The sequence below is a fragment of the Candidatus Dadabacteria bacterium genome (assembly GCA_026705445.1).
In the GTDB taxonomy this organism is placed as follows: domain Bacteria; phylum Desulfobacterota_D; class UBA1144; order Nemesobacterales; family Nemesobacteraceae; genus Nemesobacter.
The window spans coordinates 18,488-31,736 of sequence record JAPPAR010000010.1 but is presented as its reverse complement, the minus strand read 5'-3'; the positions used below and the strand labels follow the sequence as shown (position 1 = coordinate 31,736).

Genomic DNA, 13,249 nt, shown 5'->3' with positions numbered 1-13,249 from the left:
AGCTGATGCCGGCGTAAGCAACCTCTTCAGACGCCATCGTGTAATTATAACATAAATCCGAAACTCCGCACACGCACCTCCCACGGTTATAATAAACAAGGAAAGATGGCAATTAATCCCCAGGAAATCAAAGAGAAAAAAGACCCTGAAAGCATAATCCTCTCTTTCCACATGGAGTCAAGCGCGACTTTGTGGAACAGGATATTCGAGGGTTTTTCCTCCGAGATGGTCCTCGTGAGCAGGTTCGAGGGAAAGAACAGAAAGGCTCTCGACATACTCTACAGATTCGGCTCCATCGTCGCAGAAAAATACGGGAAATGCGCCGTAGAACCCAGGGTCTACGGAATAGTCATAAAAAAAGACGTAAGCGACGAACCCGAGGAGACGATAAACGAATGGATGGACCTGATGCGCAGGCTTCGCCACGAGATAATCGAGGTGCTCTAGAAAACAGTATCTCCCGTAATCACCTTGCGAAGGTCGCCTTCATCCGTTCTCAGATAAAGAAACCCATTTGCATCGACGCGTTCCACGACTCCGCTTACAACCTCTCCCGAGACGTCTACGGATATCTCCTTTCCCAGAAATCCCCACATCTCGATCCACGTATCCACAATCGCCCCTGTCCCGCGGCGACGAAACTCCCCGTAGAACCGATCAAGGGCGTTAATAAGCTCCGCGCAGAACTTCTCCCTGTTAACTTCCTCTCCGAGGAGTATAGAAAGAGAGGTGGTTTTCTCTGAAATATCCTCCATTTCGCGGCGGATGAATTCCTCGGGCAAATTGAGATTAACCCCGATGCCGATCACAAGATAGTCGATAGCGCCGCCGGAGGTTCCAAGTTCCGTGAGCACCCCCGAAATCTTCTTTCCGCCGACAAGAATATCGTTCGGCCACTTTATCTCGGCGTCTACTCCGTAAGTTGAGAAAACCTCGACAAGGGCGCAGGACGCAAGGAAGGTAAAGACGGAGGATCTCTGCGGGGATACCTCCGGGCGAAACAAGGCGGAGAGATAAAGATTCATGCCCCCGGGAGATAACCACTTTCGCCCAAGCCGTCCCCTACCCCCGGTCTGCGAATCGGAGACCACTACCGTTCCGTCCGCGTCTGAGCCTTCCGCTACGAGTTCACGCAGAACGTCATTTGTGGAACCTAACTCATTGAAAACAAAAAGCTGCTCGCCAACTTTTTCCGCCTGAAGATGGTTTCTTATTCTCGAAATTTCCATGCAGATAAAGCACCCCTTTTGCGCGATATTCAAGTATTATAGTCGGAACTTCTGCTCAAGAAAAAAACTCGGTTCCGTGAAACGACTTCTTTCGAAAAACCTTGCGATACCGTTTGCCGCCTACGGGGTGGTGATAGCGGCGATCATAATCTCAAGAGCCGCGATTGGCCGCGAGTACGCCCTTTTGCTCTCGGCGGGGTTCATGCTCTGGGTTCCGTTTCTGCTTGACCGCGGCGCGGTGGGTGTTTTGAGGTTCGATCTGCGGGGACTGGTTCGGGGAGCGGTAATTTCTATTGCAGTGCTTTTCTCCTACTTGGTCTGCCTATATCTTTTTTCAGCCTACTTGGGAAAAACGGTCAAGTTCGTTGAACCGACGGCGCTTTTCGTGCTCACACACCTTGTAGTTATCGCGTTTCCCGAGGAGTTCTTTTTCAGGGGATACCTTCAGAGAACTCTCGGCGGCGGATGGGGCGCGATTATTGCGGCAAGCGTGCTTTTTGCCTTGGCACATATTCTCGTGATCTGCGTATTCTCCGGTGGGAGCTACTGCGCGCAGAACGTCCTCACCTTTTTCCCTTCGCTTGTCATGGGGTATCTATACATGAGAACCGGAAACATCTGGTCAAGCGTCTTCTTTCACTTCGCTGCGAATATCGTCTACCTGTCTTTCAGATTGGTCTAATCCGAATCACCCCACTCCCCCCGATACGGGTGGAATAAATCAGAATCTCAGAAAAACGTAGAGTTTTTCCAAATGCGGTTTTGAGCCAAGTTAGTAAGTACATGCTGTTTAAAGCCATCTATAACCTAAGACATCAACAATCTGATTCCCTCGATGCCTCAATACTTGATGTCGATTAAATACCCTGTGCGACCGGAGCATGAAAATCCGTCTGGAGTTTTGTGTTTTCTAAGAGTTCTGGAAGAAGTTTTTCTGCGGAATTTTTTGCCGCACAGGCCACACTCGAGAATGTAAATCGGTCCATAGTTTCGCGATATAGATCTTACCGTATTACGTATGGAGAATCCTGTAGACCCTTGTGTCTCCTGCACAGTAATTGGGCCTGTCGGAATAAGTTCAACCTCGTATCTCGGTGAAAAATTCTGTCCAGTAATTTTGGCACCTTCAATCCGGTCGATGCGGTAACTGCGGTGTGCATCACTATCAACATTCCATGCGTGCAGGATGAAGTTGCCTTCTTTTGTAAGCCGCAAAGAGTATGGTTCGATCCGTCGAGTCTTGCTGGCGTAGCCAAGATCGACACAAAGTCTGTTAGAGGCTGCAAATCGAATGATCTCAAGGTAGGATTGCGCATTGCTAGATAGCGGCAAATTTAACGTGCGTTCACGAATAATAGTATCGCCACGCTCAAGCTCATAGGAAAGAGGCACTTGGGGAAATAAACCTCCGTCAAGCCAGGCAAAAAGCTCCGGCAAAACGTTCCAAAATGTAGACACTGGCGGTAATGCTGGAAGTTGATGCTCCAGCATCATATCCCATCCGCCTTCAAGGTCACTTTGATGTTCGTCAAAGTCCCCGTGTTGCGGTACTGAAATACCTTTGAATTCGCATTTCCGACTGAGAATATGAAGCAACACCGAGGCCGAAGGCCTAGATTTGGTGTTCCTGAACAAGTTTATAACATCGTAGAGGTCACGCGGCCTTGTACGCTCAGCAAGTGCCCTGATCTTCTCGGCGAAGACCTCTTCATATGCATAGGCTAGAACTTGAATGCCTTCGGCTGGAGCATCGCTGTAGGGATGCAAAATCGGTATCCGTACAGGCGGTAGAACAAGGAGTTCGTCGGCGGTAAGGTCAAGCTTGATTCGTGGCAATCCCCCAGAACTTGGAGAAACCGGACCGCGATAACTAAGTTTAGCCCGACAACTGAGATTCCCCCGGGGATTCTTATAAATCTCAAATGACTGCAAGTTCACAGGAAACTCGAGACCGACTTGCTGGTAGATCCATTCCGATATCTCTCCAAAAATACGCCGCAGAAACTCTTCATTGAGATGGTCTTCCAACAAGAGCGTGAAGTCAAGATCTTCGGAAAAACGATAGGTTTCAAAATAACATTTCTTGAGGCAAGTACCACCCTTGAAAATCCAACTCTTGGTCAGTTCACCATGGTTAAAAATTCCTGCCAACATCCAACCTAGCGCATAGTCTTTCTCGACAATACTTTGGATTGAGGCTGATTGTGGTCGCAATTTTCAGAAGCTCATGTTTTGGAATCATTTATTGACTCCTTGACGAGCCCACATGTTGGTTACCCACAGACGCCAGCGAGTAATCAGCCGAGGACAACGAAGACTTGGATCCAAGAGAGCATTGCCTTCGGTAAGACGCGCTCTGCAGGCAGCTATCAATTCAACTCCTTTTTGCGAACGTTCCGCAAGAAATCCAAGGCGCTTGAAAACCGCTCCATTGCCAATGCGGTCAGCATAATCGATCAGTTTGTTTGGATCGCTGTCTCGCCGTTTCATGTATTGTTCGAAGCAATCGGCAACATGCTGAATACCTCCTCCAACAGCAGGTTTATTTAGCATGTCAACGATTGTCCGGTGTATATCGGAAACCTCTATTCTGGTCTGCCCGCGCCAGACAAATTCAGTACCAAAAATATGATCATCGCGAACAGGAAAAAAAGTGAATACAGCCCCTTGCCGTTTGAGTGATTTTACTCTGGGCCGCCGAGCCGTAAAGATTACAATATCTCTGAATATCTGTTCCGTGAGATCCCAGTGCTCGGCGGCAGTGTATCCGCCAATGTATGCCGGATCAAACAAGGCAGGAATTAAAACCCAAGGATCTTGAACAACTTGATCTGTATCCAGCATATCAATCTGGACCGGAACATAGGTTCCGGTACCCACGCGCCGCAACCATCCTTGTTCTGTCCAACGCGACAGTATCTTGGCCGCTTGGGTGCGGGAGAAGTTAAGGGTATGCACCGCATCGTCAATAGTCACAACATCACCAGCGGCCTTAATCACTGCTACAAGCTTCGCTCTTCCTGCAGGCAAATGTGTATTAATTTCCTTCATGCTATATTAATATGCCTTTAATTCGCAAAAATCAAGAATTTATGTCAGATTAATATACTAAACAATTCGAGACAGTCAAGTGATAAAAATTCTCTGTTATTTATGTGAAGCAAAAAGCGCTCTGTAAAACCACAAAATTCTCGAAATATCCTGCGGTTACAAGTATAGTTTTTAGATGAAACAGTTGCGGACCGGTCTCTCCCAGATCAATCCGAGCGTGGGGGACATAACCGGAAACACTAAGAAAATAACCAAAGTGATCGAGGCGGCGCGAGGTCTCGATATAGACATTTTGTGTTTCCCCGAGCTTTCCGTGACCGGCTATCCCCCCGAGGATCTTCTTCTTAAACCCGAGTTCATCGACGACAACATCCGGGCGCTTGACGAAATAAAGAAGCACTGTCCGGACAACATGGTCGTCATAGTGGGCTTTGTCGATAAAAAGGACGACATATTCAACTCGGCAGCCGTAATCCAGAGAGGAGAACTAATCGACGTATACCACAAACTCCGCCTTCCCAACTACGGAGTGTTCGACGAGAACCGCTATTTCCAGTCAGAAAGACGGTTTCCCGTTTACTCCATGGGAAAAATGACTTTCGGGGTTACGATCTGCGAGGACATATGGTATCCCGGAGAACCTATAAGAAGCCAAGTTCTGCTGGGAAACGCCCAGATCATATTCAACCTCTCGGCTTCACCCTACTACATGGGAAAGCCTCTGGCGAGGGAGAGGATGCTCGCCACAAGGGCGGTTGACTACAACACAATAATAGCCTACTGCAACATGGTCGGCGGGCAGGACGAGCTTGTGTTTGATGGAAACAGCATGTTCATAGATGAAAAAGGCAACATCGTCGCCACTGCGCGACATTTCGAAGAAGACCTGCTGGTCTGCGACGTTAACACCGAAAGGGTTTACAAATCAAGGCTTAACACTCCGACCATAAGAAAGACAAGATACGAGCTCTCCTTCGAGGAAAACCAGCTCGAAACATTCACGCTTAAGACTACGAAAACAAAGCGGAAAGTGAAAATCCCGGGGAAACAGACTGATCCTTCAGGAGATCCTCTAAAATGCGCCTTCTCGGCACTTGTCCTCGGCACCGGGGATTACATAAGAAAGAACGGCTTTGAAAAGGTGGTGCTTGGGTTAAGCGGCGGGATAGATTCTTCGCTTACAGCCGTCATTGCCACAGAAGCCGTCGGACCCTCAAAAGTCGTCGGAGTTTCCATGCCTTCAATGTACAGTTCCAAGGGAAGCGTCACTGATGCGAAAAAGCTCGCGCGCAATCTCGGAATCGAGCTCTTAAGCATTCCCATAGAAGACGTTTTCAGGTGCTACGAGGGAATGTTCGCCGAGTTTTTCTCCGGAATGGAATCAGACGTAACGGAAGAGAACATTCAGGCGAGGATAAGAGGAAATATCCTCATGGCGCTTTCAAACAAGTTCGGGTGGCTCGTGCTTGCCACATCAAACAAAAGTGAACTCGCGGTCGGCTATTCTACACTCTACGGGGACATGTCAGGGGGGTTCGCGGTGATAAAGGATGTGCCTAAGGCCATGGTCTACGAACTCTCTCATTACTACAACCGCCTTCGGGGAAAACAAATAATACCGAAATCTGTGATCGAAAAGCCCCCTTCAGCCGAACTTCGCCCAGACCAGAAAGACTCCGACTCGCTTCCCGAATACGATACGCTCGACAGGATACTGAAAGCCTACGTGGAAGACGGCCTCGGGGTCAACGACATAGTAAAGCTCGGGGAGAAAAGAAGCGTAGTGCGGAGAATAGTCAGAATGGTAAACACGAACGAGTACAAAAGAAGGCAGAGCGCCCCGGGGGTAAAAATAACGTCGCTTGCCTTCGGAAAGGACCGCCGCTTCCCGATAACCAACCTCTACAAGAAGTAAAAGGACAAATCACTTAAGCGAGAGAATAAACTCAGATAAGCTCTCAACGGTCTCAAGAATCCCGGGGGGAACCTCGGACTCGTCAATTGAGACCCCAAACTCCTCTTCGAGCTCCATAATGAATTCAAGCGTCGAAACGGAATCAACGCCAACTCCGAGCTCGATCAGCGACTGCTCAGCCGATATGTCCTGAGGACTGATGTCAAGATTGAACTTGCCGACGACAAGCCGCCTTATTTTCTCTCCAAGAACTTCTTTTCGCTCGGTCACTTAAGTTTCCCCCTAAGCACTTTGCCTGCCGGGCTTCTCGGAAGTGCATCTACAAATTCCATTTTCACGGGAATCTTGTAGTCGGAAATTTTTCCCCTGCAGAAACTGACAACTTCCCGCCTCGTGAGTCCGTCCGCGACGATAAAGGCCTTTACCTCTTCCCTGCCCCCGGCTCCAAGGGTTCCTATCACCGCAGCTTCCGTTATTACCCCGTGAGTCATAAGCAGGTTCTCAACCTCGAACGGGTCAACCTTGTTCCCAGAGATGTTGATGAAAAGCTTCTTTCTTCCGCGAATGAAAAGATACCCGTCGTCGTCGAACATTCCGAGATCCCCGGTGTGGTAAAAACCGTCGACAAAAACCCTCTCGGTCTCTTCCGGAAAATCAACGTAGCCGTCTGTCATGGAAGGGCTCCTTATTATTATCTCGCCGATCTGCCCGACCGGAAGTTCACCCCCGGTTTCCGAGACCACCCTTATAACGACGTTTTCAACCGGTACTCCGACTGAAAAACGCTTCTCCTCTATGTTCTCCGCGATATTAATTGCCATCACCCCGGTCTCGGAGGAACCGTAGAGCTGGCGGGGATAGACGCCGAAAGCCCGGTGGAAGGAAAAAAAGGTTTCCTCGGGCAGGGGAGCCCCGGCGGAAATAACGTGCTTTAGCCGCGGGAAATCATAATCCCCACGGCCCGCGCTTCGAGCAAGGGTCTCTAGCATGAACGGGACGGCGGGAAAGACCGTTATCTGTTCTTCTTCAAGCACGCCCAGGACCTCTTTTCTGGTAAACCTCGGAAGGAAATAACAGCACGCCCCGACGCTTACTGCGCTTACGAAGTTCCCAAGACCATAGGTATGCGATATCGGAATCGAAAAAAGAATCCTGTCCCCGCTATCCCAGTTTATTGTGGCCGTGTGATTCCGGGCAAGGGCGATCATGTTGGCGTGGCTTCTCGCAACGCACTTAGGCTTTCCGGTTGAGCCAGTGGAAAAAAGGTAGATGGATTCCTCCGAAGGACGGTTTCCTAGCGGATCCGCGGGAGCCTCGCCCAGAAAGTTGTCCCGGGTCACGCAAACGGTGGTTATGCCTCCGGAAACGGCGTTCACGGTATGCGCAAGAGACTCGTCCGTAACGATCAGGGCCGGCTTCGAGAACTCAAGGCAGTGTCTTATCTCCTCGGTTCCAGAGGTGCTGTCGATCGGAACGCAGGCAGCTCCGAGTCTCGCTATCGAGAAAACAGATACGGCAAGGGAAAGCGAATTGGGAAGAAAAACGCACACCTTATCCCCCCGTGACACCCCTAGGTTGGAAAGAAACGAGGAAAAGCCGTCAACAAAGCCGCAGAGCTGCGCGTAGCTGTAGATTTCTCCTTGATACCAGACGGCCGCTCCCCGGGAATTTCGCTCCAGGTTTGAATAAAGTATTTCGCAGTAGTTTCTCATCGCCCCGTCACGGGAAAAGGGGAACTTGTCCGAGTCCAGTGTCCTCGGGAAATCCAAAGACTATATTCATGTTCTGAACGGCCTGGCCCGCGGCTCCCTTCATGAGATTGTCAAGAACCGAGACGATGACAAGGTGCCCTTCCCGCTCGCAGAAACCCAAAGAGATATAGTTGGAACCGGAAACAGACGCCATTCCGGGCGGCTCGTCGCAGACCCGGACGAAAGCATCATCTCTGTAGAACCCGGCGTAAAGTTCCCTTACCTCATCGGGGGAGATCTCCGAGCGGAGCCTGAGATACGAAGTGGCCATTATTCCCCTTTTAACCGGAATACGTGTATTGAAGAAAAGCAGTTTCTTCTTCACGCCGCAGAAATCGTAGAGCACGCGAAGAATCTCATGTTTCTGGTCATCCCCTCCAGCCCCACGAGCAGATACGTCCTCCTTTACCTCGGTGTAGTGACTCTCGGGTTTCGGCGCTCGTCCCGAAGTCGAAAAAGAAGACTTTATGTCCACTATAATGTCGTTTTCCACTTCATACTCTTTAAGAAAAGGCACCACGGCGAGTGAAACGCAGGTAGAGTAGCAACCCGCGTTAGCAATCAACGGGGCGTTTTTTATTCTCTCGCGGTTAAGTTCGCTAAGTCCGTAGACCGCTTGAGAGAGAAGTTCGGGAAAGCGCGGCGCTACGCCGTGAGCCTGGGAGTAGTCGGCAGGGTCAGAGAATCTTAAGTCGGAGCTGAGATCAATCACCCTTACGCCCTTCTCAAGGAACTTCCGCACGAAAACAGAAGAAGTACCCCCGGGAAGACAGGAGAACAGAAGATCAAGAGGTTCTGAGTCAGGAATTTTCGATACGGGGCTTAGGATAAGATCCGAGTAGCCCAAAAGATGCGGAAACGCCTCATCCGCCCTCCTGCCCGAGAACTTCTCAGACGTAAGCACCCGCAGGTCAATGTTAGGGTGGCGCGCCAGAAGGGAAAGAAGCTGCTGGCCGACATAACCCGTAACTCCCAGAATTGCCGTCTTGAGTTTCATCTTCTCTTGGGAAACCAAGCTGTTCGTCGCAAATCCACCTTGATTAATATGGGGCTTGCTATCATTAATATAGCTTTAAAAGCGGAAGGGAAAAACCGGGTTCAGCGGAAAAAAGAGGTTGGCTTCCGTCCTCAGGTCTTCTGAGCGGTCGCGGTTCTAAATACCCTGTCGATCCACTGCTCTATGTTCTTGCGCGAGGTTTTTCCTATAAGTTCACTCACTTCTTGCATGGGAATCACGGCCTTGGCGTAGGATCTGTGTCCTCCGGCGCTTCCTATTTCGTCAAAAAGCTCGAAAAGCAGCCGCCCGGCACTCTTGACGGATCCGCTGTTTCTTACGGACATAACCACATGGGAACCGGAAACAATCCCGAAGGCAACAGACCATTTGACCCCTTCCACCTTCATCCCCATGTCAGCCACCTGGGCAATAAGATGTTCCTTTTCTATCCTTCCCAGGTTCATGAAAATTATTCCGTCATTTATCCAGTGTCTTGAGAGCGCCTGGCCGTAATGCTTGATCTCTTCTGAATACAGGTTTTTGGACTCTATTTTCCTGAGCAAACCCAAGTCAGCCTGACTGTAGAGGTATGTGAACGCTTCAAGGTCGTCAAGATCCGCACCCCTGTTGAGAATCATGGTGTCGGTTTTTATGCCGTAGAGAAGCGCGGCCGAGAGTTTCGCGGAAATCTCAACCTGTGCGGCCCTGAGGAGCCGGGTCATGATCGTCGCGGTAGCTCCTTCCTCGGAACTTATCTCTGTGAATTTTGCATCGCACTCGGGGGTTATCGGATGATGGTCGATCACCGAATCGACATCCGCAATCTCCCCTCTGAAATAAGAAGGCTGCACATCGACAAGCGCTATGGAATCGAAATTTTTTATGTCATCTTGGGAAATCACCTGCAAGTCTATGTCCATAAGCTCCACCATGGCCACGTTCTCTGGTCTTGAAATTTTCTCCCCGAGGTAGCCTATGGTCGCCGTCTTCCTGTTCCTTCTAAGAAGGGTCCGAAGGGCCATGGCGCTTGCGATCGCGTCCGGGTCGGGGTGATTATGAACGAGTATGAGAAGCTTTTTCGCGTCGCGGTGAACCTCTCTTATCAGTCTTACGGAGATATCGGACCTCGCGAGCTTCTCCTCAAAGGATATCTGGCTGTCGGCGACTTCGTCGAATCTCACGTATCTCGCTATATAGCCGTCCTTGCGCCTCTTACCGTCGGCGGAAACAACTATCGGGCTCGTGGAATAACTGCGAGCAAGGGATACCAGAAACTCCTTGGTTGCAAATTCGTTGTTTACGACTATAAGCGTAAAGGTTCCCTTCTGCTTGAACGCGTCATCGGGAGAATCAAGTTCTGTTACCTTACCCCTGTTCTTAAAAAGGCTCATCAGGAGAATATCAAATTCTCCGATGAACATATATCGCCTTTCCCCGTTCGTACTCATAGTATCTGGAATTCAGAGCATCTATCTGTAGCAGGCGGCGCTAAGTTCCTCTGTGAAGCTTGAAATCCTACCCAGCATTTCCTGCCTTCCCTCTCCACCGCTCTCGATTATTCTCACAAGGGCGCTCCCCACGATAACAGCATCGGAAAAAGAGGCTATCGCGGCAGCCTGGCGTGCGGAGGACACCCCGAAACCTACCCCGACGGGAAGCTCAGAGCGGCGCTTTATTCTTTCCACCAGATCCTCAAGATCGTAGTCCATGTCAGGACGCGCTCCCGTGACCCCGGTAACCGAAACCACATAGATAAAACCCGAGGCGTTTTGCGACACCATCTCTATCCTTTCTTCGGTACTCGTAGGGGCAAGCAAAAAAATGCGGTCAAGCCCCTCCTGCTCGACATGGACGTTCAGTTCCCCGGCTTCCTCGGGCGGAAGATCAACGACCAGAACTCCGTCCGCTCCCGCCTCGCGGGCGTCGCGCGCGAATCGCTCGGTACCGTAGGAGAAAAAAGGGTTGTAGTAGCCGAAAAGTATCACGGGAATATCCGAGCGGGACCTTATCCTTTTAACAAGCGAAAGCACGTCGGAGAGGGATGTCGAGTTAGCAAGAGCCCGTTCCGAAGCAGCCTGGATCACCGGCCCGTCCGCCATGGGGTCCGAAAAGGGTATGCCGATTTCCACCATGTCGACACCGCTTGCCTCCAGGTGGTCAATGATCTGCTCGGTCAAGTCGATATCGGGATCCCCGGCGGTAACATAGCAGATTAAAGCCGCTTTGTTTTTCTCCCGAAGTTCGCGGAATTTTTCCTTTATCCTTCCCATGTGCTTTTATAAGAAGCCGGCAGTCTGGAAACGCAGAAATCGCAAGCAGACAGAATAAAAAACGAACCTCCAACCTTCGGAAGCTTTATATACGCGCGTATGGTTATTGTCAAGCTGGTGGCGGGGAAGAAAAACCGGTCCGCGCCGCTTCATATAAGAGAGGAAGCGGTATGTATGTCCTTATCCCCCCGGCCGGAGAGACAGATAACTATAATCTGCTCGGGGGACATGGACGGAGCGATTTTGCGCACGTGGGCTATTGCGTGTGCGGTTTCAAGCGCGGGTATTATTCCCTCTACTTCCGAGAGATAGGAAAACGCCGAGAGCGCTTCTTCGTCCGTTACGGAAACGTAATCGACCTCGCCCGCGTCCTGGAAATACGAATGCTCGGGACCCACGCCCGGGTAGTCAAGACCAGCGGCGACGGAATGGGCGCCCTGTACCTGGCCGTCTTCATCCTGGAGCAGGTAGGTTTTGCTTCCGTGAAGGACCCCTACTGAGCCCGCGGTTATGGTCGCGGAGTGAAGACCGCTCTCAAGACCATGGCCCGCCGCCTCCACGCCGATTTTCCTTACCCCGGATTCCTCTATGAAAGGGAAGAAAAGGCCCATGGCGTTTGAGCCTCCACCGACGCAGGCAACCAGGGTGTCGGGAAGCTTTCCCTCCGCGGCGAGTATCTGCTCCATCGCCTCATGCCCGATCACGGACTGAAAATCCCTTACCATCATCGGGTAGGGATGGGGACCGGCAACGCTTCCTATTATGTAGAAGGTGTTTCTCACGTTCGTAACCCAGTCTCTCATGGCCTCGTTCATGGCGTCTTTGAGTGTCTTCGTGCCCGAGACCACGGGCCTCACCTCAGCTCCCAGAAGCTTCATGCGGAAAACATTGAGTTCCTGGCGTTTCGTGTCCTCCTCCCCCATGTATATCACGCACTCCTTGTTCAAAAGCGCAGCAACCGTGGCTGTGGCGACCCCGTGCTGTCCCGCCCCGGTTTCGGCTATTATCCTGTCCTTGCCCATCCTCCCGCAGAGAACCCCCTGTCCTATCGTGTTGTTTATCTTGTGCGCCCCGGTGTGGGCAAGATCCTCTCTTTTAAGGTAAATCTTGGCGCCGCCGAGACTCTCCGTCATCGCGCGGGCGTAATAAAGCGGGGTGGGCCTCCCCGCGTACTGCTTCAGGTAGTAATCGATCTCCTCGTGAAAAGTCTCGTCAGCCGCGGCCTCCTCGTAGGCCCTCTGAAGCTCGATCAGAGCGGGCATAAGGGTTTCTGAGACATAACGACCTCCGAAGTCTCCGAAATGACCTCCCGTGTCAGGATAGCTGTATCTCCGGTCAGTCTTGCCCATAACCCGCGGCCTCCATAAACCGCTTGAGCTTAAGATGATCTTTTATGCCCGGGGAGCTTTCAACCCCGGAACTCACGTCGACGGCGTAGGGATTCACCGCCTGTATGGCCTCGCGCACGTTACCCGAGTTAAGTCCTCCGGAAAGTATAACGAATTTATCCTCAAGTTTCCGGCGGGAAAGAACGTCCCACGAAAAATTCTCTCCCGTGCCTCCATAGGCATCAGGCGAGTAGGCATCGAAAAGAAATGCGTCCGTATCGTAGAGTTCCACCGCATCGAGACTTCCCGCATTCTTAACCCTTATGGCCTTTATGTAGTTCTCTGCGAACGCAGCGCAAAACTCCGGGGTCTCATCCCCGTGGAACTGATAGACATCAAAACCCGCGATGTCTTTTGCCTCCCTCAGGCAATCCGCCTCGGCGTTTACGAAAACCCCCACCTTGGCTACAAACGGGGGGACCTGGCTTATTATTTCTCCCGCCTCTTCGGCACTGATAAACCTCGGGCTTTTCTCGTAGAAAACGAAACCGAGAGCCGAAGCTCCCAGCCCCACCGCGCAGAGCGCGTCCTCCGAGTTGGTTATTCCGCACACCTTTACTCTAGTCATTTGCGGTTAATCCTAACCGATGAGGCAGAATTAATTAATCGTATCCGAATGAGAATAAAAAAGCCCCTCGCGCCGCATCC

13 protein-coding genes are annotated in these 13,249 nt (G+C 51.1%); 3 read left to right on the top strand and 10 right to left on the bottom strand.

Annotation, left to right across the window (positions count from 1 at the left end; genetic code table 11):
- The first annotated feature begins 105 nt into the window (after positions 1-105).
- Positions 106-447 carry a hypothetical protein gene (locus OXG75_01620; GenBank protein ID MCY3624692.1) on the top strand — a complete coding sequence of 114 codons (342 nt, stop codon included), beginning with the start codon at positions 106-108 and terminating at the stop codon, positions 445-447.
- Here OXG75_01620 and OXG75_01615 read toward each other — a convergent pair.
- The gene (locus tag OXG75_01615; protein MCY3624691.1) at positions 444-1,229 is read right to left on the bottom strand and encodes a biotin--[acetyl-CoA-carboxylase] ligase; all 786 of its coding nucleotides are present in this window, start codon (positions 1,227-1,229) and stop codon (positions 444-446) included. The two genes, OXG75_01620 and OXG75_01615, sit on opposite strands and share 4 nt — an antisense overlap.
- On the opposite strand from OXG75_01615, the gene OXG75_01610 reads away from it, so the two are divergent.
- Complete coding sequence (locus OXG75_01610; protein ID MCY3624690.1) at positions 1,228-1,911, top strand: CPBP family intramembrane metalloprotease; 684 nt, start codon at positions 1,228-1,230, stop codon at positions 1,909-1,911. The genes OXG75_01615 and OXG75_01610 overlap by 2 nt on opposite strands.
- 158 nt (positions 1,912-2,069) lie before the next feature.
- Here OXG75_01610 and OXG75_01605 read toward each other — a convergent pair whose 3' ends face one another.
- Positions 2,070-3,443: a nucleotidyl transferase AbiEii/AbiGii toxin family protein gene (locus OXG75_01605; GenBank protein ID MCY3624689.1), complete on the bottom strand. Its 1,374-nt coding sequence runs from the start codon at positions 3,441-3,443 to the stop codon at positions 2,070-2,072.
- Between the two features lie 24 nt (positions 3,444-3,467).
- Positions 3,468-4,280: a hypothetical protein gene (locus tag OXG75_01600; GenBank protein MCY3624688.1), complete on the bottom strand. Its 813-nt coding sequence runs from the start codon at positions 4,278-4,280 to the stop codon at positions 3,468-3,470.
- Positions 4,281-4,455: 175 nt separating this feature from the next.
- On the opposite strand from OXG75_01600, the gene OXG75_01595 reads away from it, so the two are divergent.
- Positions 4,456-6,195, top strand: a complete 1,740-nt coding sequence (locus OXG75_01595; protein MCY3624687.1) for an NAD+ synthase — start codon at positions 4,456-4,458, stop codon at positions 6,193-6,195.
- Between the two features lie 9 nt (positions 6,196-6,204).
- On the opposite strand, the gene OXG75_01590 is transcribed toward OXG75_01595, so the two are convergent.
- The 7 genes from OXG75_01590 to OXG75_01560 all read right to left on the bottom strand — a co-directional run bounded on the left by OXG75_01590 (position 6,205) and on the right by OXG75_01560 (position 13,169).
- The gene (locus OXG75_01590) at positions 6,205-6,465 is read right to left on the bottom strand and encodes an acyl carrier protein (protein ID MCY3624686.1); all 261 of its coding nucleotides are present in this window, start codon (positions 6,463-6,465) and stop codon (positions 6,205-6,207) included.
- On the bottom strand, positions 6,462-7,907 hold the full coding sequence (locus tag OXG75_01585) for an AMP-binding protein (protein MCY3624685.1): 1,446 nt from the start codon (positions 7,905-7,907) through the stop codon (positions 6,462-6,464). The genes OXG75_01590 and OXG75_01585 overlap by 4 nt, the downstream gene beginning before the upstream one ends.
- A 7-nt stretch (positions 7,908-7,914) precedes the next feature.
- Entirely contained in the window at positions 7,915-8,943 is a 1,029-nt protein-coding gene (argC, locus tag OXG75_01580; protein MCY3624684.1) for an N-acetyl-gamma-glutamyl-phosphate reductase, read from the bottom strand.
- Positions 8,944-9,074: 131 nt separating this feature from the next.
- Positions 9,075-10,364 (bottom strand): DHH family phosphoesterase, encoded by a 1,290-nt coding sequence (locus OXG75_01575; GenBank protein MCY3624683.1) that lies wholly within the window; start codon positions 10,362-10,364, stop codon positions 9,075-9,077.
- 48 nt (positions 10,365-10,412) lie between these two features.
- A complete protein-coding gene (gene trpA / locus OXG75_01570) occupies positions 10,413-11,213 on the bottom strand; it encodes a tryptophan synthase subunit alpha (protein MCY3624682.1) in 801 nt (266 codons plus the stop codon).
- 149 nt (positions 11,214-11,362) lie between these two features.
- Complete coding sequence (trpB, locus tag OXG75_01565) at positions 11,363-12,562, bottom strand: tryptophan synthase subunit beta (GenBank protein MCY3624681.1); 1,200 nt, start codon at positions 12,560-12,562, stop codon at positions 11,363-11,365.
- Complete coding sequence (locus OXG75_01560; GenBank protein ID MCY3624680.1) at positions 12,549-13,169, bottom strand: phosphoribosylanthranilate isomerase; 621 nt, start codon at positions 13,167-13,169, stop codon at positions 12,549-12,551. The genes trpB and OXG75_01560 overlap by 14 nt, the downstream gene beginning before the upstream one ends.
- Between the last annotated feature and the right edge of the window lie 80 nt (positions 13,170-13,249).

Excerpts from the sequence above, each read along its gene's own strand:
- OXG75_01575 (MCY3624683.1), bottom strand. The coding sequence starts at position 10,364 with ATGTTCATCGGAGAATTTGATATTCTCCTGATGAGCCTTTTTAAGAAC.
- OXG75_01620 (MCY3624692.1), top strand. The coding sequence starts at position 106 with ATGGCAATTAATCCCCAGGAAATCAAAGAGAAAAAAGACCCTGAAAGC.
- OXG75_01560 (MCY3624680.1), bottom strand. The coding sequence starts at position 13,169 with ATGACTAGAGTAAAGGTGTGCGGAATAACCAACTCGGAGGACGCGCTC.
- OXG75_01615 (MCY3624691.1), bottom strand. The coding sequence starts at position 1,229 with ATGGAAATTTCGAGAATAAGAAACCATCTTCAGGCGGAAAAAGTTGGC.
- OXG75_01595 (MCY3624687.1), top strand. The coding sequence starts at position 4,456 with ATGAAACAGTTGCGGACCGGTCTCTCCCAGATCAATCCGAGCGTGGGG.
- trpB (MCY3624681.1), bottom strand. The coding sequence starts at position 12,562 with ATGGGCAAGACTGACCGGAGATACAGCTATCCTGACACGGGAGGTCAT.
- trpA (MCY3624682.1), bottom strand. The coding sequence starts at position 11,213 with ATGGGAAGGATAAAGGAAAAATTCCGCGAACTTCGGGAGAAAAACAAA.
- OXG75_01610 (MCY3624690.1), top strand. The coding sequence starts at position 1,228 with ATGCAGATAAAGCACCCCTTTTGCGCGATATTCAAGTATTATAGTCGG.
- OXG75_01600 (MCY3624688.1), bottom strand. The coding sequence starts at position 4,280 with ATGAAGGAAATTAATACACATTTGCCTGCAGGAAGAGCGAAGCTTGTA.
- argC (MCY3624684.1), bottom strand. The coding sequence starts at position 8,943 with ATGAAACTCAAGACGGCAATTCTGGGAGTTACGGGTTATGTCGGCCAG.
- OXG75_01585 (MCY3624685.1), bottom strand. The coding sequence starts at position 7,907 with ATGAGAAACTACTGCGAAATACTTTATTCAAACCTGGAGCGAAATTCC.